This is a genomic window from Burkholderia sp. AU6039 (assembly GCF_002223365.1).
GTDB lineage: Bacteria > Pseudomonadota > Gammaproteobacteria > Burkholderiales > Burkholderiaceae > Burkholderia.
Window position 1 is genome coordinate 111,830 of the sequence record NZ_NKFK01000001.1, and the last position, 23,169, is coordinate 134,998.

At 68.2% G+C, this 23,169-nt stretch carries 19 protein-coding genes; 12 read left to right on the forward strand and 7 right to left on the reverse strand.

Annotated elements, in window-relative coordinates:
- Positions 1–35 precede the first annotated feature (35 nt).
- Positions 36–1,688: an acyl-CoA dehydrogenase family protein gene (locus tag CFB39_RS00530; RefSeq protein ID WP_089471886.1), complete on the reverse strand. Its 1,653-nt coding sequence runs from the start codon at positions 1,686–1,688 to the stop codon at positions 36–38.
- Between the two features lie 120 nt (positions 1,689–1,808).
- On the opposite strand from CFB39_RS00530, the gene CFB39_RS00535 reads away from it, so the two are divergent.
- The 4 genes from CFB39_RS00535 (at position 1,809) to CFB39_RS00550 (ending at position 6,134) form a co-directional block, all read left to right on the forward strand.
- The gene (locus tag CFB39_RS00535) at positions 1,809–2,477 is read left to right on the forward strand and encodes a TetR/AcrR family transcriptional regulator (protein WP_089471887.1); all 669 of its coding nucleotides are present in this window, start codon (positions 1,809–1,811) and stop codon (positions 2,475–2,477) included.
- 210 nt (positions 2,478–2,687) lie between these two features.
- On the forward strand, positions 2,688–3,842 hold the full coding sequence (locus CFB39_RS00540) for a pyridoxal phosphate-dependent aminotransferase (protein ID WP_089471888.1): 1,155 nt from the start codon (positions 2,688–2,690) through the stop codon (positions 3,840–3,842).
- Between the two features lie 57 nt (positions 3,843–3,899).
- A complete protein-coding gene (locus tag CFB39_RS00545; RefSeq protein WP_089430414.1) occupies positions 3,900–4,688 on the forward strand; it encodes an ABC transporter substrate-binding protein in 789 nt (262 codons plus the stop codon).
- Positions 4,689–4,703: 15 nt separating this feature from the next.
- Positions 4,704–6,134: an FAD-binding oxidoreductase gene (locus CFB39_RS00550; protein WP_089471889.1), complete on the forward strand. Its 1,431-nt coding sequence runs from the start codon at positions 4,704–4,706 to the stop codon at positions 6,132–6,134.
- A gap of 45 nt (positions 6,135–6,179) precedes the next feature.
- Here the strand turns inward: CFB39_RS00550 and CFB39_RS00555 are convergent, their stop codons facing one another.
- The 3 genes from CFB39_RS00555 to CFB39_RS41220 form a co-directional block, all read right to left on the reverse strand.
- On the reverse strand, positions 6,180–6,752 hold the full coding sequence (locus CFB39_RS00555; RefSeq protein ID WP_089424169.1) for a PadR family transcriptional regulator: 573 nt from the start codon (positions 6,750–6,752) through the stop codon (positions 6,180–6,182).
- A 68-nt stretch (positions 6,753–6,820) separates the two neighbouring features.
- A complete protein-coding gene (gene cadR, locus CFB39_RS00560; protein WP_011350541.1) occupies positions 6,821–7,252 on the reverse strand; it encodes a Cd(II)/Pb(II)-responsive transcriptional regulator in 432 nt (143 codons plus the stop codon).
- A 59-nt stretch (positions 7,253–7,311) separates the two neighbouring features.
- Entirely contained in the window at positions 7,312–7,848 is a 537-nt protein-coding gene (locus tag CFB39_RS41220) for a hypothetical protein (protein WP_256991343.1), read from the reverse strand.
- A gap of 27 nt (positions 7,849–7,875) precedes the next feature.
- On the opposite strand from CFB39_RS41220, the gene CFB39_RS00565 reads away from it, so the two are divergent.
- Positions 7,876–9,984, forward strand: coding sequence for a heavy metal translocating P-type ATPase (locus tag CFB39_RS00565; protein ID WP_256991344.1), 2,109 nt, complete (start codon positions 7,876–7,878; stop codon positions 9,982–9,984).
- Positions 9,985–9,994: 10 nt separating this feature from the next.
- Positions 9,995–10,366 carry a zinc ribbon domain-containing protein gene (locus tag CFB39_RS00570; RefSeq protein WP_089471891.1) on the forward strand — a complete coding sequence of 124 codons (372 nt, stop codon included), beginning with the start codon at positions 9,995–9,997 and terminating at the stop codon, positions 10,364–10,366.
- Positions 10,367–10,451: 85 nt separating this feature from the next.
- Here the strand turns inward: CFB39_RS00570 and CFB39_RS00575 are convergent, their stop codons facing one another.
- Entirely contained in the window at positions 10,452–11,330 is an 879-nt protein-coding gene (locus tag CFB39_RS00575) for a GyrI-like domain-containing protein (protein WP_089471892.1), read from the reverse strand.
- A gap of 276 nt (positions 11,331–11,606) precedes the next feature.
- Here CFB39_RS00575 and CFB39_RS00580 point away from each other — a divergent pair, with 276 nt between their 5' ends.
- From CFB39_RS00580 to eutC, 4 genes are all read left to right on the forward strand, one after another.
- Positions 11,607–13,070, forward strand: coding sequence for a mechanosensitive ion channel (locus CFB39_RS00580; protein WP_089471893.1), 1,464 nt, complete (start codon positions 11,607–11,609; stop codon positions 13,068–13,070).
- Between the two features lie 324 nt (positions 13,071–13,394).
- Entirely contained in the window at positions 13,395–14,807 is a 1,413-nt protein-coding gene (eat, locus tag CFB39_RS00585; protein WP_089430418.1) for an ethanolamine permease, read from the forward strand.
- Between the two features lie 89 nt (positions 14,808–14,896).
- Positions 14,897–16,294 carry an ethanolamine ammonia-lyase subunit EutB gene (locus tag CFB39_RS00590; protein ID WP_089471894.1) on the forward strand — a complete coding sequence of 466 codons (1,398 nt, stop codon included), beginning with the start codon at positions 14,897–14,899 and terminating at the stop codon, positions 16,292–16,294.
- The gene (eutC, locus tag CFB39_RS00595; RefSeq protein ID WP_089471895.1) at positions 16,291–17,085 is read left to right on the forward strand and encodes an ethanolamine ammonia-lyase subunit EutC; all 795 of its coding nucleotides are present in this window, start codon (positions 16,291–16,293) and stop codon (positions 17,083–17,085) included. The genes CFB39_RS00590 and eutC overlap by 4 nt, the downstream gene beginning before the upstream one ends.
- A 788-nt stretch (positions 17,086–17,873) precedes the next feature.
- Here the strand turns inward: eutC and CFB39_RS00600 are convergent.
- Positions 17,874–18,758, reverse strand: coding sequence for a LysR family transcriptional regulator (locus CFB39_RS00600; protein ID WP_089471896.1), 885 nt, complete (start codon positions 18,756–18,758; stop codon positions 17,874–17,876).
- Positions 18,759–18,912: 154 nt separating this feature from the next.
- Here CFB39_RS00600 and CFB39_RS00605 point away from each other — a divergent pair, with 154 nt between their 5' ends.
- The gene (locus CFB39_RS00605; protein ID WP_089471897.1) at positions 18,913–20,526 is read left to right on the forward strand and encodes an MFS transporter; all 1,614 of its coding nucleotides are present in this window, start codon (positions 18,913–18,915) and stop codon (positions 20,524–20,526) included.
- 87 nt (positions 20,527–20,613) lie between these two features.
- Here the strand turns inward: CFB39_RS00605 and CFB39_RS00610 are convergent, their stop codons facing one another.
- Positions 20,614–21,042, reverse strand: a complete 429-nt coding sequence (locus CFB39_RS00610) for a pyridoxamine 5'-phosphate oxidase family protein (protein WP_089471898.1) — start codon at positions 21,040–21,042, stop codon at positions 20,614–20,616.
- Positions 21,043–21,364: 322 nt separating this feature from the next.
- On the opposite strand from CFB39_RS00610, the gene CFB39_RS00615 reads away from it, so the two are divergent.
- On the forward strand, positions 21,365–22,891 hold the full coding sequence (locus tag CFB39_RS00615) for an aldehyde dehydrogenase family protein (RefSeq protein ID WP_089424179.1): 1,527 nt from the start codon (positions 21,365–21,367) through the stop codon (positions 22,889–22,891).
- Positions 22,892–23,169: the final 278 nt, after the last annotated feature.

Consider the following 23,169-nt stretch of genomic DNA (forward strand, 5'->3'; position numbering starts at 1 on the left):
GGCGAACTGGGCCTTACCAAGCTATCCAAAGGGCATCAGGCCGGGTACGCGCGCTGCAGCAGCGCGGCGACGTCGATCGCGTGCGGATCGAAGCCGCCCGCGATGCGGCCCCAGTCGGGCGCGGCGAGCCGCGTCGCGACGAATGCGTCGGCCACGGCCGCCGGCGCATCGCGGCGCAGCAGGCACGCCTGCGCGACCACCGCGAGCCGCTGCGCGAACACGCGGCCCGACGCCTCGAGCGTGTCGGCCGGCGCCGCGAGCATCGCGCGCAGCGCATCGAGCGCCGTGCGGATGCGCGGTTCGCCCGCACCGAGGTCGGCGAGTTCGGCGAACAGCGCGGCGGCCGCGTCGGGTTCGCGCGATATCGCGCGCAGCACGTCGAGGCACATCACGTTGCCCGAGCCTTCCCAGATCGAGTTGACGGGCGCCTCGCGGAACAGCCGCGCGATCGGGCCGTCGTCGACGTAGCCGTTGCCGCCGAACACTTCCATCACCTCGCCGGTCAGCTCGACCGCGCGCTTGCACACCCAGAATTTCGCCGCGGGCGTGACGATCCGCTTCCATGCGCGTTCGCGCGGCGAGTCGTCGCGCTCGAACGCGTCGGCGAGTCGCATCGACAGCGACAGCGCGGCTTCGCTCTCGAGCGCGAGATCGGCGAGCACGGTGCGCATCAGCGGCTGCTCGGCGAGCGCGCGGCCGAACGCATGGCGCTGGCGCGTGTACGCGATCGCCTGCACGACGCCCTGACGCAGCATCGCCGCGCTGCCGAGCACGCAGTTCAGCCGCGTGGTGGTGGCCATCTCGATGATGGTCGGAATGCCGCGGCCTTCGTCGCCGAGCATGATGCCCCACGCGTCGTTCAGCTCGATCTCGCTGCTCGAGTTGCTGCGGTTGCCGACCTTGTCCTTCAGCCGCTGGATCTCGACCGCGTTCTTCGTGCCATCCGGCCGCCAGCGCGGCACGTAGAAGCACGACGGGCTGCCGGCTTCGGTGCGCGCGACGACGAGGTGCGCGTCGCACATCGGCGCCGAGAAAAACCACTTGTGGCCGCGCAGCCGGTATTCGCCGCCGCGGCCGCCCGCGCCGACGGCGGTCGCAAGCGTCGTGTTCGCGCGCACGTCGGAGCCGCCCTGTTTCTCGGTCATGCCCATGCCGAACCAGATCGAGCGCTTGTCGGCGACCGGCACGTCGCGCGGATCGTAGTCGTTGCTGTAGAGCTTGTCGCGCAGCAAGTCCCACAGCGCGGGCTCCTTCTGCAGCACGGGAATCGCGGCCTGCGTCATCGTCGCCGGGCACAGCGTGCCGGCCTCGATCTGGCCATGCAGGTAGAAGCCGGCCGCGGTCGCGGCCCAGCGGCCGCGACGCGTGTCGCGGAACGCGAGCGACACGAAGCCTTCGTGGCGGTACTGGCCGAGCAGCGTATGCCACGCCGGGTGGAAGTCGACGCGGTCGACGCGCCGGCCGCGCCGGTCGAAGGTGTGCAGTTCCGGCGTGTGGTGGTTCGCTTCGTCGGCGAGGCGCGCGGTGTCGGCGCTGCCGAGCCGCGCGCCGTAGGCGTCGAGCTGCGGCACGGCCCAGTCGGCGCCCGCGCGGGTGAGCGCGTCGCGCAGCGCGATGTCCGTCGCGAAGAGGTTATAGTCGACCAGTTCGTCGAACTGGTTCGTGACGGCGTGAGTCGATTCGGTCATCGAGGTGTCTCCGGTCTCATGCTGCGCGGGCGGCCGGCGTCATGCCGCACGGATGACGCTTCGGCGCCGGCTCCGGCCCCCGGTAAAACGCATTCCCTGCTGATTTCCAGAGTAGCAAATATGCCGCCGCGACATGTTCAGGTTCCGGCGCCGCCCGGCCAGCCGGCGGCGCAACCCGCGCCCGCCTTGCGCCGCCGGCCGCGCCAGTCGCGCGCGCAGGCGAGTTCCGACGCGCTGCAGCAGGCGTTCGTTCAGCTTTTGCTCGAACGCGGCTACGCGAAGGCGACGATCCGCGAGATCGCGGCCGTCGCGGGCGTGAGCATCGGCACCTTCTACGAATACTTCGGCGACAAGCAGAGCCTCGCGGCGCTCTGCATCCACCGACACGTGCTGGCGTTGGCCGACCGGCTGCGCGACGCCATCGCGCGACTGCACGGCGCGCCGCGGGCCGAACTGGCCGCCGCGCTCGTCGACCTGCAGGTCGAGGCGATCGGCGCCGACGCGGCGCTGTGGGGCGCGCTCTTCGCGCTGGAACGGCAGGTGTCGCCGCTCACCGCCTACCGTCGGCATTACGACGCGTATGTCGCGCTGTGGCGCGACGCGCTCGCGCACGCGGCCGATCCGCCACCCGTCGCGCGGCTCGACGGGCTCGCGCGGATGGCGCACACGATCTGCTACGGCGGGCTTTCGCAGGCGTTGCTGACGCTCGGGCCCGCGTTCGACATCGCCGCGCTGCGCGACGAACTGCGGGCCGTGCTGCTCGCCTACCTGGCGGCGGCCGGCCGGTAACGGGCCCTAGGGGAAATGCCTGATTCGCATGTCGCCCCGGCAGGCTAGCCTTGCCGCTGTGTACCTCTTCCCACGGGCCATGAGAAAAATGCATGGCCGCCATGACGAACTTTCGATTGTCCACCGATATTGGCTCGGGCTAAATCGTGCGACAGATGCAGGCCGCGCGTGTCGCGCGCGGCCGCCCGAAGGACATCAGAAGGAGGAGTCATGCGAAGCGCGACCGCGCCCCGTTCGAAACTGCCCGACGTCGGGACGACGATCTTCACGGTGATCGGCCAACTGGCTGCCCGGCACGATGCGTTGAACCTGTCGCAGGGGGCGCCGAATTTCGCGCCCGATCCGGCGCTCGTCGAAGGCGTTGCGCGCGCGATGCGCGACGGCCACAACCAGTACGCGCCGATGGCCGGCGTCATGGCGCTGCGCGAGCGGCTCGCCGAAAAGACCGAGGCGCTGTACGGCCCACACTACGACCCGGTCACGGAAATCACGGTGATCGCCAGCGCGAGCGAAGGGCTCTACGCGGCGATCAGCGCGCTCGTGCATCCGGGCGACGAGGTGATCTACTTCGAGCCGTCGTTCGACAGCTATGCGCCGATCGTGCGGCTGCAGGGCGCGACGCCGGTGGCGATCAAGCTGTCGCCCGAGCATTTCCGCGTGAACTGGGACGAAGTCGCCGCGGCGATCAACCCGCGCACGCGGATGATCATCGTCAACACGCCGCACAACCCGACCGCGACCGTATTTTCCGCCGACGATCTCGAACGGCTCGCGCAGCTCACGCGCGATACCGGCATCGTGATCCTGTCCGACGAGGTCTACGAGCACGTCGTGTTCGACGGCGCGCAGCATCAGAGCATGGCGCGCCATCGCGAGCTGGCCGAGCGCAGCGTGATCGTGTCGTCGTTCGGCAAGTCGTTCCACGTAACCGGCTGGCGGGTCGGCTATTGCCTCGCGCCGGCCGAGCTGATGGACGAGATCCGCAAGGTGCACCAGTTCATGGTGTTCGCGGCCGACACGCCGATGCAGGTCGCGTTCGCGGAAATCCTCGCGCGGCCGGACAGCTATCTCGGCCTGTCGGCGTTCTACCAGGCCAAGCGCGACCTGCTCGCGCGCGAGCTGGCCGATTCGCGTTTCGAGCTGCTGCCGAGCGAAGGCTCGTTCTTCATGCTCGCGCGCTTCCGGCACTTCTCGGACGAAAGCGACAGCGATTTCGTGCTGCGCCTGATCCGCGATGCACGCGTCGCGACGATTCCGCTGTCGGCGTTCTATACCGACGGCACCGACGCCGGCGTGATCCGGCTCAGTTTTTCGAAGGACGACGCGACGCTGGTCGAAGGCGCGCGGCGGCTGCGTTCGCTGTAAAGCCCGTACGGAAACCGGCGACGGGAGCGTCGCACCGACCAGACACAGGAGATCACGATGAAGCACACGGCCACCCTGAAACTCGCGTTCGCACTTGCGTGCGCCATCGGCTCGGGCGCGGCGCTCGCCGATGCGCAGACGCTGCGCTTCGGCCTGGAGGCGCAATACCCGCCGTTCGAATCGAAAGCGCCGAACGGCGACCTGCAGGGCTTCGACATCGACGTCGGCAATGCCGTCTGCCAGACGGCGAAGCTGTCGTGCAAATGGGTCGAGACGTCGTTCGACGGCCTGATTCCCGCGCTGCAGGGCCGCAAGTTCGACGCAATCAACTCGGCGATGAACGCGACCGAGCAGCGGCGCCAGGCGATCGACTTCACGACGATCATCTATCGCGTGCCGACCCAGCTGATCGCCCGCACCGGCAGCGGCCTGCTGCCGACGCCGGAATCGCTGAAGGGCAAGCGCGTCGGCGTGCTGCAGGCGTCGATCCAGGAAACCTTCGCGAAGGCGCACTGGGAGCCGGCGGGCGTCGCGGTCGTCGCGTACCAGGACCAGAACCAGGCGTACGCGGACCTCGTGGCCGGCCGTCTCGACGCGACGCTCGTGCTCGCACCGTCCGGCCAGCGCGGCTTCCTGTCGCGTCCGGACGGCAAGGGCTTCTCGTTCGTCGGCCAGCCCGTGCGCGACGACAAGATTCTCGGCAATGGCATCGCATTCGGGCTGCGTAAAGGCGACAGCGCGCTGAAGGCGAAACTCGATGCGGCGATCGACAAGCTGAAGGCGGACGGCACGGTGAAGTCGCTCGGCCTGAAGTATTTCGGCGATATCGACATCTCGGCGAAGTAAGCGGAGCCGCGCGCGATGCAGAACCGGAACACGGCCGCCGCGGGTGGCGAACAGGGCGGCGGATCGTTGTCGGGTGATGCGGTCGAAGCCGTGCTCGTCGCCGAACTGGGCGATGCGCTCGTTACGCGCTCGGCGGACATCGATCCGCGTTACTTCACCGCGTACAACGAGCCGGCCGGCGCGCGGCCGCGTGCGCTGGTGCGACCGCGCAGTGTCGACGACGTGTCGCGCACGCTCGCGCTGTGCGCGCGGCTCGGCCAGCCGGTCGTGCCGCAGGGCGGTTTGACGGGACTCGCGCGCGGCGCGGTCGCGCTCGGCGGCGAGGTGGTGCTGTCGATGGAGCGCTTCGCGGGCATCGAGGCGCTCGACGCGGCGGCCGGCACGATGACGGTACGTGCCGGAACGCCGCTGCAGACGGTGCAGGAAGCCGCGGAAGCGGCGGGTTTCACGTTCGGCGTCGATCTCGGTGCGCGCGGCTCATGCCAGATCGGCGGCATGCTCGCGACCAACGCGGGCGGCACGCGCGCGATCCGCTACGGGATGATGCGCGAGCAGGTGCTCGGGCTCGAGGCGGTGCTCGCGGACGGCACGGTCGTGTCGTCGATGAACCGGATGCTGAAGAACAATGCGGGCTACGACCTCAAGCAGCTGTTCATCGGCAGCGAAGGGACGCTCGGCGTCGTCACGCGCGCGGTGCTGCGGCTGCATCCGCTGCTGGCCGCGCCGGCCACGGCGCTTTGCCGCGTGCGCGACTACGACGCGGTGGTCGCGCTGTGGAACCGCGTGCGCATGTTGCCGGAGGTCGTCAGTTTCGAGGCGATGTGGCCGGCGTTCTACGACTACGTCGCGCGTCATACGCCGGGTGTCTCGGCGCCGTTCGTCGGCGACGATGGCTTCGCGATCCTGATCGAATGCGCGACGAGCGCGCCGGGCGGCGACGCGCGCCAGGCGCTGGAAGCCGGTCTCGGGGCGGGGTTCGACGCAGGGCTCGTGGAGGATGCGGTGCTCGCGACGTCGGAGCGGCAGGCGCGCGACTTGTGGACGCTGCGCGAAGGACTCGCGATCGACGCGCTGCCGCAGCTCGTCAACTTCGACGTGAGCCTGCCGACGGGAGAACTCGGCGCGTTCGCCGAGCGCTGCGAGGCGGCGTTGCGGGCGCGCTGGCCGGACGTCACGTGCCTGTTCTTCGGCCATGTCGGCGACGGCAACGTACATATCGGCGTGTCGCTGGCCGGGATGACCGACACGGACCTCGATGCGCTCGATCACGGCGTGTACGCGGTGGTGCGCGACATGGGCGGCTCGGTGTCGGCCGAGCACGGGATCGGCGTGCTCAAGCGCCCCTATCTCGCGCATACGCGCAGCGACGCGGAAATCGGATTGATGCGACGCCTGAAGGCCGCGCTGGATCCGCTCGGCATCCTGAATCCCGGCAAGGTGCTTTGATCGGGGCGATGCACGTTGCCGGCGGGAGTCGGCCTGCGTGACGCGTCAGCCGTCCACCCAGCGCAGCGCACCGATCTTCAGGTGCTCGACGACGCTGCGCGCCCAGTCGAGTTCGGCATTGAGCAGCACGAGCGCATGCTCGTTCTGCAGCAGGAACAGGCGCGGCACCTGGTCGGCCTGCGCGGTGGCGCGCAGCGTTTCGAGGCGTTCGCGCTCCGCGTCGAGCCGTGTGATTCGAAGCTCGAGCTGGTGGCGGGCGTCTTCGGCGTCGAGCAGCGGCAGGAACGCGAGACCGGCGCCGAACGCCGGGAATTCACGCGCGGGTTCCGCGAGCAGCGCATGCAGCCACGCCTGCCCGGCCGTGTGCCCGGCCTCGGTCAGCGCATACAGCGTGCGCTCCGGAAACGCGCCGTCGCGCTCGGTGTCGTGCACGGCGATCAGCCCGTCGCGCAGCAGCCGGTCGATCGTCTGGTAGAGGCTGGTGCGCTGGCGCACGTTGACGACTTCGTCGTATCCGCGCGCCTTCAGTTGCTGCAGCATCCCGTAGGGATGCATCGGCGTTTCGGTGAGCGTCGCGAGGACGGCCAGCGCGAGCGGGGACGGGCGACTGGTGGACATGAATAGTCATTCAATATCTAGTAAGGGTATAACTATTCTCAACCAGACTATCATACTTCACAAGGGTTTCAGCCGAGGTGCGAGCGCTTCGCGGCCGGGGCGACGGTTTCCATCGTCGCGAGACCATGCACGATGCCGCAATCTTCGACCGAATGTTCGCCGACGCACTGGCGGCGCAATTCGGTGAGCTGGTCGCGCAGGTGCGTGAGTTCCGCGAGGCGCGCATCGACGTGCCCGATGTGTTCGTCGAGCAGTGAGTTGATCGAGTCGCAGGGGTCGGCCGGCGTGTCGGTGAGCTGCAGCAGCGCGCGGATTTCGTCGTGCGCCATGTCGAGCGCGCGGCAGTTGCGGATGAAGCGCAGCCGCTCGACGTGCACGTCGGTGTAGTTGCGGTAGTTCGAGTCGGTGCGCTCCGCATCCGGCATCAGACCCTCTTTCTCGTAGAAACGGATCGTCTCGGGTGTGCAGCGGGCCGCTTTGGCCAGTTCGCCGATCTTCATGCCTTTCTCCCGTGTAAGGGTTGACCTTGTAGTGGCTTCAGGGTGTTAACTCTACACCGTTAGCCATTGAGGAGGTTGTCATGACCGACGCCCAGCGTACCCACGACCCACGACACCGTCATGCCGGCGGCGCCGCCCCGTGCTGCGCCGACGCGCACGATACGGATACGGCCACCGTCGCCGACGCGGCGCCGGCGGCCGGCGAGCACGCGCATGGTGAGGTCGCCGCAGCGCGTGGCGCGCAGTCGCAGGCCCACAGCCACGACCACGATCACGAACATGATCACGATCACGATCACGCCGGTCGTGAAGAGGGCCACGCCCACGGCGCCGGTTGCAGCCACGGCAGCGGCAAGGAACACGACCACGACCAGGGGCATGACCCTGCGCACGAGCACGGCGACGGCCATGTCCATGGCACCGCCTGTGCACACGGCAGCGCCGCACACGATCATGCCGGTCACGACCACGACCACGACCACGACCACGACCACGACCACGACCACGACCACGACCACGCGGCCGGTGACTGCTGCGCGCCTGCCGCGCTGACGCTCGCGCCGCTGCCGGTCGCGCAGGCGACCGCGTCGGGTCACGTGCGCTCCGCATTCCGGATCATGCAGATGGACTGCCCGACCGAGGAAACGCTGATCCGCAAGAAGCTCGGCGGGATGAGCGAAGTGTCGGCGCTCGAGTTCAACCTGATGCAGCGGATGCTGACGGTCGAGCACGTGCCGGACGCCCAGTCGGCGATCGAAAGCGCGATCCGCTCGCTCGGGATGACGCCCGAGGCGGCAGCGCCCGGCGCACCGGCCGCGCGCGTCGCTGACGCCCCCCCGAAGCCGTGGTGGCCGCTGGCGCTCGCCGGTGTCGCCGCGATCGCATCCGAGGGCGCGACCTGGGCGGGCCTGCCCGTATGGCTCGCGGCGGCGCTTGCGCTGGCGGCGGTGCTCGCGTGCGGGCTCACCACGTACAAGAAGGGCTGGATCGCGATCCGCAACGGCAACCTGAACATCAACGCGCTGATGAGCATCGCGGTGACGGGCGCGATGGCGATCGGCCAGTGGCCGGAAGCCGCGATGGTGATGGTGCTGTTCACGATCGCCGAGCTGATCGAAGCGAAGTCGCTCGACCGTGCACGCAATGCGATCCAGGGCCTGATGCAGCTCGCGCCGGACACCGCGACCGTGCAGGACGCCGACGGGTCGTGGCGCACGATCGAGGCCGCGCAGGTGGCGCTCGGTGCAGTCGTGCGCGTGAAGCCGGGCGAGCGGATCGGGCTGGACGGCGAAGTCGTCGCGGGCCGCTCGACGGTGAACCAGGCGCCGATCACCGGCGAGAGCCTGCCCGTCGAAAAGACGACCGGCGACGCCGTGTATGCGGGCACGATCAACGAATCGGGTTCGTTCGACTATCGCGTGACGGCCGTCGCGGCCAACTCGACGCTCGCGCGGATCATCCACGCGGTTGAGGAAGCGCAAGGCGCGAAGGCGCCGACGCAGCGCTTCGTCGACCAGTTCGCACGCGTCTACACGCCGATCGTGTTCGCGGTCGCGCTGCTGGTCGCGGTGGCGCCGCCGCTCGTGATGGGCGGTGCGTGGCACGACTGGATCTACCGCGCGCTGGTGCTGCTCGTGATCGCGTGCCCGTGCGCGCTGGTGATCTCGACGCCGGTGACGATCGTCTCGGGGCTCGCGGCCGCCGCGCGACGCGGGATTCTCGTGAAGGGAGGCGTGTACCTGGAAGAAGGGCGCAAGCTCGCGTGGCTCGCGCTCGACAAGACCGGCACGATCACGCACGGCAAGCCGGTGCAGACCGACTTCGACCTGCACGCGACCGACGCCGACGAGGCACGCGTGCGGCACCTCGGCGCGAGCCTCGCGGCGCGCTCCGATCACCCGGTGTCGCAGGCGATCGCAGCCGCGGCGCGCGACGCGGGCACGACGGCATTCGCCGATGTACAGGACTTCGAAGCGATCGTCGGGCGCGGCGTGCGCGGCACGATCGACGGCACGCGCTACTGGCTCGGCAACCACCGGCTCGTCGAGGAACTCGAGCGCTGCTCGACGGCCCTCGAAGCGAAGCTCGATGCGCTCGAGCGGCAGGGCAAGAGCGTCGTGGTGCTGGTCGACGAAGCGCGCGTGCTCGGCATCTTCGCGGTGGCCGACACGATCAAGGACACGAGCCGTGAAGCGATCGCGGATCTGCATGCGCTCGGCATCCGCACCGCGATGCTGACCGGCGACAACCCGCATACCGCGCAGGCGATCGCGCAGCAGGCCGGCATCGACGACGCACGCGGCAACCAGCTGCCGGAAGACAAGCTCGCGGCAGTCGAGGAGCTGTCGGCCGGCGGCGCGGGCGCGGTCGGGATGGTCGGCGACGGGATCAACGACGCGCCGGCGCTCGCGCGCGCCGACATCGGCTTCGCGATGGGCGCGATGGGCACCGACACGGCGATCGAGACGGCCGACGTCGCGCTGATGGACGACGACCTGCGCAAGATCCCCGCGTTCGTGCGGCTGTCGCGTGCGACGCATCGTGTACTGGTGCAGAACATCGGCTTCGCGCTCGGCGTGAAGATCGTGTTCCTCGGCCTCACGGTCGCGGGGCTGGGCACGATGTGGATGGCGGTCTTCGCCGACGCGGGTGCAAGCCTGATCGTCGTGGCCAACGGTTTGCGGCTGCTGTCGTCCTCGGGGGCGTTCGGCGGTGCGCAGGCCAAGCGTTGAGGAGCGGGCGATGAGCTTTCTGAAACGAATCCTGGGCGGCCACGGCGGTGGCCATGGCGGCGGGCACGGCAACAATAGCGGCCACGGTGGCGGGCATCACGGCGGGCAGCGCCGGGACGGGCACGACGGCCACGATGCGCGCGGCCGCGATCGCCACGGCTGGGGCTGGCAGGCGCCGGCCGACAGTCGAAGCGGGCAGGCCGGCGGCAACGTGCCGTTGAGCCAGCTTGCCTGCGCGGGCTGCGGCGCGCTCAATGCGGCGGATGCGCGCTTCTGCGCGCAGTGCGGTGCCGCGCAACGCGGCAAGTCCTGCAGCCGCTGCCACTCGGCGCTGGCGGACGACGCGCGGTTCTGCCCCGGGTGCGGGACGCAGGCTGCGTAAGCCGGTTGATCCGCGCATTCGCGCCGGCGGCGTGTGAACGCCAGCCGGCGCGCTTCGTTTCAGGGCCGCCGCGCACGCCTTCCGATCAGCGCAGCGGCAGGTAGATCTCGGTGCGCAGGTCGGCCGGCGCGGCATCCATCGGCGTATTGAGGTACAGCTCGAACGGCGGCGCGTCGGCGGCTTCGCGGCCCGAGTGGCGCAGCCAGTCGCCGTAGAGCCACTGGTAGGCCGTCTTCAGGTCTGCATACGGCCCCGTATGCAGCAGCACCGCATATTCGCCGCCTGCGACCGTCGCACGCTCCACCGGCGGCGCGGGTTCGATGTCCGGCGCGCCGTCGGCCGGCATGAAGCACGCTTTCGCGCGCAACTGCGCTTCGGGCGTCGTGTCCGGATCGTCGTAAAAAATCCCGATCATCTTCGCGCCCGGGCCGATCAGCCCGCGCGGACCAGCCCACGCACCGATCCGGGCGAACGCGTCGCCGACCTTCAGGTACGACCCGGTGTGCGCCACCGCATAGCCGTGTAATTCCGGCAGCCGCCGGATCTCGACTTCATGCTTGAACATGTCTTCCTCTCCTCGCTGTAACGGATAGATGGGCCGGTGGCTGCCCGTGCGTCGGTGCTGCACGGGCGGCACGCCGTATGCGTCGCGAAACGCCCGCGCGAACGCGTGCGTCGAACCGTAGCCCGCGCGCCGCGCGATTTCGTCGATCGGCCGCGCCGTGCACACGAGATCCTCGGACGCGCGCACGATCCGCATCCGCCGCACCGTCAGCACGATCGACTCGCCGTACAGCGCGCGATAGACGCGCTGCCAGTGGTACGGCGACAGGCACGCGACTTCGGCGAGCCGGTTCAGGTCGAGCGGGCCGTCGAGGTGTGCGCGGATGTACTCGTGCACGCGCGCCACGCTCGCCGCATAGCGAAGCCAGGCGGGCGGGTCGGGTTTCGTTTCGATGGTCATCGGCGTGTCAGGGCAGGAACCGACGTCACGGTAGCACGGCCCGATTTGATAAATCTTGCGGAAATGCGTAGGAGGCCGACCAATCGCGCCCTTTTTATTTTGACGAAATGGGGTCTTGCCCCTCCGAGAACTAGAACTAAAGTTAAAGACGGTGAAATCGGGTGATCGCGTCATTTTTCTCGGGTAAGTTGCTCCGTCGGGGCAGCACGTTTTTCGAAGTACGCAGGTAGTTCGTCGATGTTCAATCGCAACACCACGTTTTCGGGAGAAGAAGAAATGGATGCTTCCAGCTTCATCACGTCGCTGCAGACCACGCTAGGGGGGTATCTGCCAAAGATCGCCGGCGCGATCGGCATCCTGGTGATCGGCTGGCTGATCGCCGTCGTGGTGCGGGCCGGCGCGATGCGCCTGCTCAGCGCGCTGAAGGTCGATCAGCGGATCAACGAAAGTACCGGCCAGGGTGCCTGCGTCGAGCGCATCATCGCGGGCGGCCTGTTCTGGCTCGTGCTGCTCGTCACCGCGGTGGGCATCTTCAACGTGCTCAACCTGTATGCGGTGTCCAACCCGTTCTCGCTGCTCGTCACCCACATCGTCAACTACCTGCCGAACCTGATCGGCGGCGCGGCGCTGACGCTGATCGCGTGGCTCATCGCGTCGCTGCTGCGCAGCCTCGCGAACCGCGCGCTGAAGGCGAGCAAGATCGACGACAAGCTGTCCGAAGGCGCCGGCATGCAGCCGATGACCGGCTATCTCGGCGACGTGCTGTTCTGGCTCGTGATCCTGATGTTCCTGCCGGCGATCCTCGCGTCGTTCGCGCTGTCGGGGCTGCTGTCGCCGGTGCAGGGGATGGTCGACAAGCTGCTCGCGATCGTGCCGAACATTTTCGCGGCCGCGGTGATCGGCATCGTCGGCTGGATCGTCGCGCGCGTGCTGCGCGGCCTCGTGACGAACCTGCTCGTCGCCGCCGGCGCCGACCGCCTCACGCAGCGCCTCGACAGCCCGACGCCGGTGCGCGTGTCGAGCCTGGTCGGCACGATCGTCTACGTGTTCGTGTTCGTGCCGACGCTGATCTCCGCGCTCGACGCGCTGAAGATCGACGCGATCTCGGTGCCGGCCACCAACATGCTGAACCAGTTCCTCGGCGCGGTGCCGGACATCGTCGCGGCGATCGTGATCGTGCTGGTGACGTTCTACTTCGCGCGCTTCGTCGCGTCGCTCGCGCAGAAGCTGCTGGAAGCCGCGGGCGCCGACGGGCTGCCGGCCGTGCTCGGCGTCGAGCGTGTGTTTTCGGGGATCCTGCAGCCGTCGGTGCTGGTCGCGCGGCTGATCGTGTTTTTCGCGATGCTGTTCGCGTCGGTCGAAGCCGCGAACCGGCTCGGCTTCTCGCAGGTGCGCGACGTCGTCACGCTGTTCATCGAATTCGGCGGCCACGTGCTGATGGGCGGCGTGATCCTCGTGATCGGCGTGTGGCTCGCGGGCCTCGCGCGCCGTGTGATCGAGCAGGCCGACCGCGAGCACAGCGTGCTGTTCGCGCGCATCGCGCAATTCGCGATCCTGGGCCTCGTGTTCGCGATGGGGCTGCGCGCGATGGGCATCGCGAACGAGATCGTCCAGCTCGCCTTTGGCCTCGTGCTCGGCGCGATCGCGGTGGCGGTGGCGCTGTCGTTCGGCCTCGGCGGCCGCGAAGCGGCCGGCAAGCTGCTCGACCGCTGGTTCAACCAGCGCGGCGGCGGCCAGTAACGCCACCGTCGCGCCTCCGTCCGTCCGCGCTGCATGGCCGGACGGTGTTGCAGCCGCGTATGTATCCGGCCGGGCGGGAACGTCACGCGACAGCGTCCGCTCGGGCGGCGCCGCCAGCGCCCGGCTGTCGGCGTTCGGCGAAGGCTGCCGCGGTGCCGCCTGCGGCGTGTCGGCTTCGTCAGCCGTTCCGGGTCTGCATTTCCGCAAGCGAAATGTCAGCCGCGATCTTTGCCGAATTTCGATAACACGTCGTTTAATGACTCTCTAGCATCGATTCTCAGTCGCGCAGGCCGACAGGCACGGCGCCTTTGAGGAGAGAGTCCGATGAAAGCAGAGTCGAATGGCCGGCCCGCCGCCGGCGCCAAGTCGTCCGGCCAGCCCGCGCTGCAGCAGACGCTCGGGACCTGGCAACTGTGGGGCATCGCGGTCGGCCTCGTGATTTCCGGCGAGTACTTCGGCTGGAGCTACGGCTGGGCAAGCGCCGGCACGCTGGGCTTCGTCGTCACCGCGTTGTTCGTCGCGGCGATGTACACCACCTTCATTTTCAGTTTCACCGAGCTGACGACGTCGATCCCGCATGCGGGCGGCCCGTTCGCGTATGCGCGCCGGGCGTTCGGCCCGACCGGCGGCTATCTCGCCGGTGCGGCGACACTCGTCGAGTTCGTGTTTGCACCGCCCGCGATCGCACTCGCGATCGGCGCGTACCTGCACGTGCAGTTCCCGGGCCTCGAGCCCAAGCATGCGGCAATGGGCGCGTATCTCGTGTTCATGGCGCTGAACATCGTCGGCGTGCAGATCGCGGCGACCTTCGAGCTGGTCGTCACGCTGCTCGCGATCTTCGAGCTGCTGGTGTTCATGGGCGTCGTGTCGCCGGGCTTTGCGTGGAGCAACTTCATGAAGGGCGGCTGGTCGGGCGCCGATCATTTCAGCGTGGGCGCGTTCCACGGGATGTTCGCGGCGATCCCGTTCGCGATCTGGTTCTTCCTCGCGATCGAAGGCGTCGCGATGGCCGCCGAGGAGGCGAAGAACCCGAAGCGCTCGATCCCGATCGCGTACGTGGCCGGGATCCTGACCCTCGTCGCACTGGCGATCGGCGTGATGGTGTTCGCCGGCGGCGCGGGCGACTGGACCAAGCTCGCGAACATCAACGACCCGCTGCCGCAGGCGATGAAGTACATCGTCGGCGCGAACAGCGGCTGGATGCACATGCTCGTGTGGCTCGGGCTGTTCGGGCTGGTCGCGTCGTTCCACGGGATCATCCTCGGCTATTCGCGCCAGATCTTCGCGCTGGCCCGCGAAGGCTACCTGCCCGAATGGCTCGGGAAGGTGCATCCGCGCTTCAAGACGCCCCATCGCGCGATTCTCGCGGGCGGCGTGGTCGGGATCGCGGCGATCTACAGCGACGAGCTGATCCAGTTCGGCGGGCAGACGCTGACTGCGAATATCGTGACGATGTCGGTATTCGGTGCGATCGTGATGTATATCGTGAGCATGGCGTCGCTGTTCAAGCTGCGCCGCTCGCAGCCGAACATGGCGCGGCCGTTCCGCGCGCCGCTGTACCCGATCTTCCCGGCGTTCGCGATCCTGGCCGCGCTCGTCTGTCTCGGTACGATGGTGTACTTCAACGGGCTGGTCGCGCTGGTGTTCCTCGGCTTCCTCGCGTTCGGCTACGCGTACTTCCTCGCGACACGTTCGCAGCGTGCGAGTGCGCCGGGCGACGTGCTGCTGGAGGAGTGAGCAGGTGCAGGTGAACGGCCGTTCCTGACGGCATCCGGCGCGCCCCGTCGAACGGGCGCGCCGTCGGCTTTTGGCAAGGAGATTCGCAGATGTCCTATACGGAGACGATCGGTTCGCGCACGTACCGTTTCGCGGACCTGAAGACGCTGCTCGCGAAGGCGAGCCCGCTGCGTTCCGGCGACCAGCTCGCCGGTGTCGCGGCGGCGAGCGAGGAGGAACGCGTCGCCGCGAAGATCGCGCTCGCGGGCGTGCCGCTGAAGGCATTCCTGAACGAAGCGGTGATCCCGTATGAAGACGACGAGGTCACGCGCCTCATCGTCGACGATCACGATGCGGCGGCCTTCGCGGAAATCTCGCACCTCACCGTCGGCGAGTTCCGCAACTGGCTGCTGTCGCCGGCCGCCGACGGCGCGGCGCTCGAACGGATCGCGCCGGGCCTCACGCCCGAGATGGTCGCGGCGGTGTCGAAGCTGATGCGCAACCAGGACCTGATCGCGGCAGCGCGGAAGCGCCGCGTGGTCACGCGCTTTCGCAACACGGTCGGGCTGCCGGGCCGGATGTCGGTGCGGCTGCAGCCGAACCACCCGACCGACGACGTGAAGGGCATCGCCGCGTCGATGCTCGACGGGCTGATGTACGGCTGCGGCGACGCGATGATCGGCATCAACCCGGCCACCGACAGCCTCGCGGCGATCGTGAAGCTGCTCGCGATGATCGACGGCTTCCGCGAACGCTACGGCGTGCCGACGCAGTCGTGCGTGCTCACCCACGTGACCAACACGATCGCGGCGGTCGAGAAGGGCGCGCCGGTCGATCTCGTGTTCCAGTCGATCGCGGGCACCGAGAAGGCGAACGCGAGCTTCGGGATCTCGCTCGCGCTGCTCGGCGAGGCGCGCGAGGCCGCGTTGTCGCTCAAGCGCGGCACGGTCGGCAACAACCTGATGTACTTCGAGACGGGGCAAGGCAGTGCGCTGTCGGCGAACGCGCACTTCGGCGTCGATCAGCAGACCTGCGAAGTGCGCGCGTATGCGGTGGCGCGCAAGTTCGAGCCGTTCCTCGTGAACACGGTGGTCGGCTTCATCGGGCCGGAATACCTGTACGACGGCAAGCAGATCATCCGTGCTGGGCTCGAGGATCACTTCTGCGGGAAGCTGCTCGGCGTGCCGATGGGCTGCGACATCTGCTACACGAACCACGCGGAAGCCGACTCGGACGACATGGATACGCTGCTGACGCTGCTCGGTGCGGCCGGCATCAACTTCATCATGGGAATTCCGGGCGCGGACGACGTGATGCTGAACTACCAGAGCACGTCGTTCCACGACCAGCTGTACGTGCGCGAGGTGCTGGGCCTGCGCCGCGCGCCGGAATTCGAGGAGTGGCTGGAGACGATGGAGATCGCCGACGCGCACGGCGCGTTGCGTGCGGCGACGTCGCGCGTGCCGCTGCTCGCGGGCGCGAACGACTGGATGGGGATTTCGGCATGAGCGACGCCGTCGAAAAGAACCCGTGGGCGCAGCTGAAGTCGTTCACCAACGCGCGGATCGCGCTCGGCCGCGCGGGCAACAGCCTGCCGACCGCGCCGCTGCTTGCGTTCAACCTGTCGCATGCGCAGGCGCGCGACGCGGTGCACCAGCCGCTCGACGTGGACGCGCTGCGGCGGGAGATCGAGGCAGCCGGCTTCGCGACGCTCGGCGTGCAGAGTGCCGCGCCCGATCGCCAGCATTACCTGCGCCGGCCCGACCTCGGCCGCAAGCTGTCGGATGAAGGGCGCGCGCTGCTGGCGGCGCACGGCGACGCGGTGACGGGCGACGGGCCCGACGTCGTGTTCGTGGTCGGCGACGGGCTGTCGGCGTTTGCGGCCGCGAAGCAGGCGCTGCCGTTGCTGCAGGCCGTGCGGCCGCGGCTCGATGCCGATGGCTGGCGGATCGGCCCGGTGGTGGTCGCGACGCAGGCGCGCGTCGCGCTCGGCGACGAGATCGGCGAATTGCTGCGCGCGAAGGTGGTCGCGATGCTGATCGGCGAACGGCCGGGGCTCAGCTCGCCGGACAGCCTCGGCGTGTACCTGACTTGGGCGCCGAAGGTCGGCTGCCACGATGCATTGCGCAACTGCATCTCGAACGTGCGGCCTGAAGGGCTGCCGTACGCGGGGGCCGCGCACAAGCTGCATTACCTGATGACGCACGCGCGCCGGCTCGGGCTGACGGGTGTCGGGCTGAAGGACGACAGCGATGCGTTGCTGCCGCAGGCGGAGGCGGAGCGGATCGGCGATGCGTGACGACGCCGAACTAGGTCGCCGATATCAGGCCCTGATCGAATTGCTTGGCTTGTGCGAATGACCCTCCATGAAATTGCCCTTCATGTCTGTCCAGTGCCTCGAGCATCAAACTCCTGGCCAAGTCTCGACATAGGACCAAGTTCACTAGGAAGAAGGTTTTGACACGTGATATCCACATTAAATGTGGCGCAAATCTTCAGTTGCTCGGTAAGCTCAGGGCGACCGACGCCTGGAGTATAGAGATGGATTACCTTGCGTCGATTCGGGTAGTAACTTGAGTACGCTAGCACCTGCCCAAGGGCGTGCTTCCAATTTGCCAAGCTTTTTACTTCTACGACGGCTGTAGGCAGTAACAAGTCGATGTAGCCAACTCGGGTATGAACTTCGGTTTGCCCAGCCGGGTTTCGTACCGATAACACGTCACGTACGGCGCATTCGAGCCCGCGGTTTCGCGGAACGTATTTGAGGTACCGCTCGGCGATCTCTGATGTGGCGAAGTAGTAGCCATGTTTGTGACGTACTTTGCTGTCTAACCCTGCATCTCGAAGTTGCCTAAAGTGCTCGACAAGGTGGTCACCAACTCTAATTTCCTGTGTTCCTTGGGAAAGAAGATCGAATACACCGCCCTGCCCGAATTGTCGCCCGGCGTATAGCCATCGAGCGGGATGAATCGTTAAGATGCCATCCGAAGCTTTTTGCTCGTGTATGGCGTATAGATCAATCATATTCACAATGGCAGCTGTCCTGATTTTGCGAATGCGCGGGGCCTTGAGTTACGACCGGACCTGCTACCTGAACAACCGCTCGCACAGAAAATCGACGAACACACGCAGCTTCGGTGACAACTGCCGGCTCGACGGCCACACGATCGAGAATTGCCCCGGCGCGATCCGGTAGTCGTCGAGCACGGTGACGAGCGTGCCCTGCTCAAGCGCATCGCGCGCGAGGAAGTCGGGCATGTAGCCGATGCCGAGCCCCGCGAGCACGGTGCCGCGCAGCGCCTCCATGTTGTTGCAGGTCAGCGCGGTGCGCAGCTTCAGCGGCGTGCCGTCGTCGGCCGCGAGCGCCCAGTCCTGCAGCTTGCCGGTGGTCGGGAAGCAGTAGCGCACGCATTCGTGCGCTTCGAGATCGCGCGGTGCGCGCGGCGTGCCGGCCTGCGCGAGATACGCGGGCGTCGCGCACAGCACGAACGCGAACGGGCCGAGCCGCCGCGACATCAGGCTCGAATCCGACAGCGGGCCGCTGCGGATCACCGCGTCGAAGCCGCCTTCGACGACATCCACCATCCGGTCGTTGAAATCGAGATCGAGTTCGACGTCCGGGTAGCGCTGCCGGAATTCGGGCAGCACCGGCAGCAGGAACCGGTAGCCGATCACCGGCAGGCTCACGCGCAGCCTGCCGCGCGGGCGCTGCGCGGAGGCCGTCACGGTCGCTTCCGCGTCGCGGAAATCCTCGAGGATCCGCTGGCAGCGTTCGTAGAAATGCCGCCCCTCTTCGGTGAGCGTGACGCGCCGCGTCGTGCGGTTGAACAGCCGCACGCCAAGCGACTGCTCGAGTTTCGCGATCGTCTTGCCGACCGCCGACGCCGAGATGCCGAGCGCGCGGCCCGCCGCGACGAAGCTCAATGCTTCGGCGGTGCGGACGAAGGCGACGATGCCGGTCAGGTTGTCCATCGAATCGAAGGCGTGCGTCGACGCACGTGGCCGAGTGAATTGCGGAATTTTAGTCCGTTATATGCGGAGTTTTGCGTGGTTTTTCGTGGATTGAATCGGATTTATCTTCTGTCGCTCTGGCGGCGCATCCGCGCCGGCTTTTCGAGGAGCGATGATGGATCACCCTTTTTCAGCCGCTTCGGACCCGTCGGCACGCCGGCGCGCATGGGTGCTGGCCGCCGTCTGCCTGGCCGCCGTCGCGCTGCCGCTGTCGTTTTCGGGCGGCGCCGTCGCGACGCCCGCGATCGGCCGCGACCTGCACGGCGGGACGGTCGCGATGAACTGGATCACCAACGCGTTCATGCTCGCGTTCGGCAGTTTCCTGATGGCGGCCGGCGCGCTGGCCGACCAGTTCGGCCGCAAGCGCCTGTTCGCGATCGGCGTCGGCGGCTTCACGCTGATGTCGGGCGCGCTTGCGTTCGCGCCGTCGATGCTCGCGGTCGACCTGCTGCGCGCCGCGCAAGGGCTCGCGGCGGCCGCGGCGCTCGCGGGCGGCACGGCCGCGCTCGCGCAGGAGTTCGACGGCGCGGCGCGCACGCGCGCATTCAGCCTGCTCGGCACGACCTTCGGCATCGGGCTCGCGTTCGGGCCGGTGCTCGCCGGCGCGCTGATCGGGCAATACGGCTGGCGCGCGATCTTCGTGACGGGCGCGGTGGCCGGCGGGCTGTCGCTCGTATTCGGGCTGCCGCGCATGCACGAGTCGCGCGACCCGCATGCGACGGGGCTCGACTGGCCCGGCACGGCCGCGTTCACCACCGCGCTGACGCTGTTCACGTTCGGCGTGATCGAGGCGCCCGCGCGCGGCTGGTCGAGCCCGCTGGTGATCGCGCTGCTGGCAGGCGCGGCGCTCGGCGCGGGCGCGTTCGTCGCGATCGAGACGCGCGTCGCGCGGCCGATGCTTGACCTGTCGCTGTTCCGGATCGCGCGCTTCGTCGGCGTGCAGGTGCTGCCGGTGTCGACCTGCTGCTGCTATATCGTGCTGCTCGTCGTGCTGCCGCTGCGCTTCATCGGTATCGACGGCTTCAGCGAGATTGATGCCGGCTGGCTGATGCTCGCGATTTCCGCGCCGATGCTGATCGTGCCGTCCATCGCGGCGACGCTCACGCGCTGGCTGTCGGCCGGCGTGATCTCGGGGTTCGGGCTCCTGATCGCGGCAGCCGGGCTCGTGTGGCTGGGCATCGCGCTGCGCGGCGGCGCGGGGGCCGCGGCGATCGCGCCGATGATCGTGATCGGCGTCGGGGCCGGGATGCCGTGGGGGCTGATGGACGGGCTGTCGGTGAGCGTCGTGCCGAAGGAGCGCGCCGGGATGGCGACGGGAATCTTCAGCACGACGCGCGTGGCTGGCGAAGGGATCGCGCTCGCGATCGTCGGTGCGGTGCTGGCTGGGCTCGCGCGGACGGGGCTGATGCAGGCGGCGGGCGCTGCCGGCACGCCTGAAGCGACGCTGCGTGCGGCGGCGTGGCTCGCAACCGGTGATCTCGCGGGTGCGGCGGTTGCGTTGCCGGGAGTCGGGCATGCGGCGCTGCTCGCGAGCTACACGCATGCGTTCGATCGGTTGTTGATCGGGCTGGCGGTCGTGACGGTGCTGTGTGCGGGAGTGGTGTTTGCGTTTCTGGGTGGGCGACCGGCGGCGACTGAAACGGATGACGACACCGACGAGCACGTGCATGCCGACGTGCCGGTGCGCAACCGGATCGAACCGGCTTGTGCGGAGACGCACGCGCGTTGAGCCTCGCGTCGTCGCGCACGGACGGTCCGGCCACGGCGGCCGGAGCGATCATCGCCGCATTCGCACGCTGACGATCCGCCTTGCCCCTCAAGCCAGCACCAGCGGCGGCAGCGTCGCATCCGCCCGGGCCTGCGCATGCGCCACTTCAACCACCACATAACGCCGCGCATCGGGCCACAGATGCGCACGGCTTCCCGCCTCCTCGTCGATCGTCGCGCGGCCCTGCACGAGCCAGGTCGTCTGCCGCACGAAGTCGACGAACAGCAGCGCGATGGCCGGATTCACCAGCAGGTTGCCGATCGTGTTGAACAGGTGGTTGCCCGCGAAGTCGGGCAGCACGAGCGTGCGGCGGTCGGGCAGGTCGACGAGCGGCTCGAACGAGCCGTCCGCGCGCGGCTGGCGGCCGCGGTACGAGCAGTCGCTGTTGCCGGCCGCGTCGGCGGTCGCGACGATCAGGAACGCCTGCTCGCGGATGAACGCGATGGCGTCGTCGGTCAGGGGGCCGCGGTCGTTCATGGTGTCGGTCGGCGCACACGCCGCTGCATGGGAATGCGAACGGCGCACGCAAGCGACATGCCACGCGGCACGGCCTGCCTCCGCGCGCGGGTGCGCCTGCGCACTGTGGAGATTTCGAACACCGTCCCGGCGTGCTGCGCAACCAGGCTGTTCAGAATCGGCACACCCGCCATGCTGCGTCGGTGAACACGGCACGGTGCGCACGCGGGCCGGCCGTGGTTGCCGTGCTTCCGTCCTGTTTGGCACGCATGTTGCGTAAACGAGGGCAGCGCAATTCCAACCGGCGCTGTACTCACACAAGCACGATGAACAGGAGACATGTATGAACCCGTTTGACCTGAAGCAACTGGGCCTCGACGTCGAATACCCGTACCGTCAGCAATACGACAACTACATCGGCGGCAAGTGGGTTCCGCCGGTGAAAGGTGAGTACTTCGAGAACGTGTCGCCGATCAACGGCCAGCCGTTCTGTCGCATACCGCGCTCGGGCGCCGACGACATCGAGCTCGCGCTCGACGCCGCGCATGCCGCACGCCGCAAGTGGGGCAAGACGTCGGTCGCCGAGCGCGCGAACCTGCTGCTCGCCGCCGCCGACCGGATGGAAAAGAACCTGAAGCTGCTGGCCGTGGCCGAGACCATCGACAACGGCAAGCCGCTGCGCGAGACGATGGCGGCCGACCTGCCGCTCGCGATCGACCACTTCCGCTATTTCGCGGGCTGCATCCGCGCGCAGGAAGGCGGCATCTCCGAAATCGACGACAACACCGTCGCGTACCACTTCCACGAGCCGCTCGGCGTCGTCGGCCAGATCATCCCGTGGAACTTCCCGCTGCTGATGGCCGCATGGAAGCTCGCGCCGGCGCTCGCGGCCGGCTGCTGCGTGGTGATGAAGCCGGCCGAGCAGACGCCCGCGTCGGTGCTGGTGCTGATGGAGCTGATCGGCGACCTGTTCCCGGCCGGCACGATCAACATCGTGAACGGCTTCGGCAAGGAAGCGGGCGAAGCGCTCGCGACCAGCAAGCGCATCGCGAAGATCGCGTTCACCGGCTCGACGCCGGTCGGCAAGCACATCCTGCGCGCGGCGGCCGACAGCCTGATCCCGTCGACGGTCGAACTGGGCGGCAAGAGCCCGAACATCTTCTTCGCCGACGTGCTCGACCAGGACGACGCGTTCCTCGACAAGGCGCTCGAAGGGCTCGCGATGTTCGCGCTGAACCAGGGCGAAGTGTGCACGTGCCCGTCGCGGATCCTGATCCAGGAATCGATCTACGAGAAGTTCATCGAGAAGGCGGTCGCGCGGGTCGAGCGCATCAAGGCCGGCCATCCGCTCGACCTGCAGACGATGATCGGCGCGCAGGCCTCGCAGCAGCAGCTCGACAAGATCCTGTCGTACATCGACATCGGTCGCGGCGAAGGCGCGCAATGCCTGACCGGCGGCGAGCGCACGGCGCCGGCGGCGGAACTCGGCACGGGCTACTACGTGAAGCCGACGATGCTGCTCGGCAACAACAAGATGCGCGTGTTCCAGGAAGAGATCTTCGGGCCGGTCGCGTCGGTGATGACGTTCAAGGACGAGCAGGACGCGATCGAACTCGCGAACGACACGTTCTACGGGCTCGGCGCGGGCGTGTGGACGCGCAACGGCACGCGCGCGTACCGGATGGGCCGCGAGGTCGAAGCCGGCCGCGTATGGACCAACTGCTACCACCTGTATCCCGCGCATGCGGCGTTCGGTGGCTACAAGCAGTCGGGGATCGGCCGCGAGACGCACAAGATGGCGCTGTCGAACTATCAGCAGACGAAGTGCCTGCTGGTGAGCTATCAGGCCGAGGCGCTCGGGTTCTTCTGATCCGTGCGCGGGCGTCCTGGCCGGCCGGCGGTGGTATGCGTCGGCCGGTCGGGGCGCTGTCTCGAGCGGTAAAGCTTCGGATACCGGAGGGTCGTCGAACGCGTATCGCGCCGGGCGGCGGTGGCTGCCTGGCCGACGACCGGTGCGCGGATGCGTGCCGCGCGACCGACCGGCGATCCGGAGATTGACCGTTTCCGCCCATTCGCATTTGCAATCTGGTTCCGGCCGCGGATTGTCGCGGTCTTCGCCGGAAACGATACCGATGGTCGTTTGCTCGC

Excerpts from the sequence above, each read along its gene's own strand:
- CFB39_RS00575 (WP_089471892.1), bottom strand. The coding sequence starts at position 11,330 with ATGACCATCGAAACGAAACCCGACCCGCCCGCCTGGCTTCGCTATGCG.
- CFB39_RS00565 (WP_256991344.1), top strand. The coding sequence starts at position 7,876 with ATGGACTGCCCGACCGAGGAAACGCTGATCCGCAAGAAGCTCGGCGGG.
- CFB39_RS00570 (WP_089471891.1), top strand. The coding sequence starts at position 9,995 with ATGAGCTTTCTGAAACGAATCCTGGGCGGCCACGGCGGTGGCCATGGC.
- CFB39_RS00535 (WP_089471887.1), top strand. The coding sequence starts at position 1,809 with ATGCCGCCGCGACATGTTCAGGTTCCGGCGCCGCCCGGCCAGCCGGCG.
- cadR (WP_011350541.1), bottom strand. The coding sequence starts at position 7,252 with ATGAAGATCGGCGAACTGGCCAAAGCGGCCCGCTGCACACCCGAGACG.
- CFB39_RS00555 (WP_089424169.1), bottom strand. The coding sequence starts at position 6,752 with ATGTCCACCAGTCGCCCGTCCCCGCTCGCGCTGGCCGTCCTCGCGACG.
- CFB39_RS00590 (WP_089471894.1), top strand. The coding sequence starts at position 14,897 with ATGTCCTATACGGAGACGATCGGTTCGCGCACGTACCGTTTCGCGGAC.
- eat (WP_089430418.1), top strand. The coding sequence starts at position 13,395 with ATGAAAGCAGAGTCGAATGGCCGGCCCGCCGCCGGCGCCAAGTCGTCC.
- CFB39_RS00530 (WP_089471886.1), bottom strand. The coding sequence starts at position 1,688 with ATGACCGAATCGACTCACGCCGTCACGAACCAGTTCGACGAACTGGTC.
- CFB39_RS00605 (WP_089471897.1), top strand. The coding sequence starts at position 18,913 with ATGGATCACCCTTTTTCAGCCGCTTCGGACCCGTCGGCACGCCGGCGC.
- eutC (WP_089471895.1), top strand. The coding sequence starts at position 16,291 with ATGAGCGACGCCGTCGAAAAGAACCCGTGGGCGCAGCTGAAGTCGTTC.
- CFB39_RS00610 (WP_089471898.1), bottom strand. The coding sequence starts at position 21,042 with ATGAACGACCGCGGCCCCCTGACCGACGACGCCATCGCGTTCATCCGC.
- CFB39_RS00600 (WP_089471896.1), bottom strand. The coding sequence starts at position 18,758 with ATGGACAACCTGACCGGCATCGTCGCCTTCGTCCGCACCGCCGAAGCA.
- CFB39_RS00550 (WP_089471889.1), top strand. The coding sequence starts at position 4,704 with ATGCAGAACCGGAACACGGCCGCCGCGGGTGGCGAACAGGGCGGCGGA.
- CFB39_RS00615 (WP_089424179.1), top strand. The coding sequence starts at position 21,365 with ATGAACCCGTTTGACCTGAAGCAACTGGGCCTCGACGTCGAATACCCG.
- CFB39_RS00545 (WP_089430414.1), top strand. The coding sequence starts at position 3,900 with ATGAAGCACACGGCCACCCTGAAACTCGCGTTCGCACTTGCGTGCGCC.
- CFB39_RS00580 (WP_089471893.1), top strand. The coding sequence starts at position 11,607 with ATGGATGCTTCCAGCTTCATCACGTCGCTGCAGACCACGCTAGGGGGG.
- CFB39_RS00540 (WP_089471888.1), top strand. The coding sequence starts at position 2,688 with ATGCGAAGCGCGACCGCGCCCCGTTCGAAACTGCCCGACGTCGGGACG.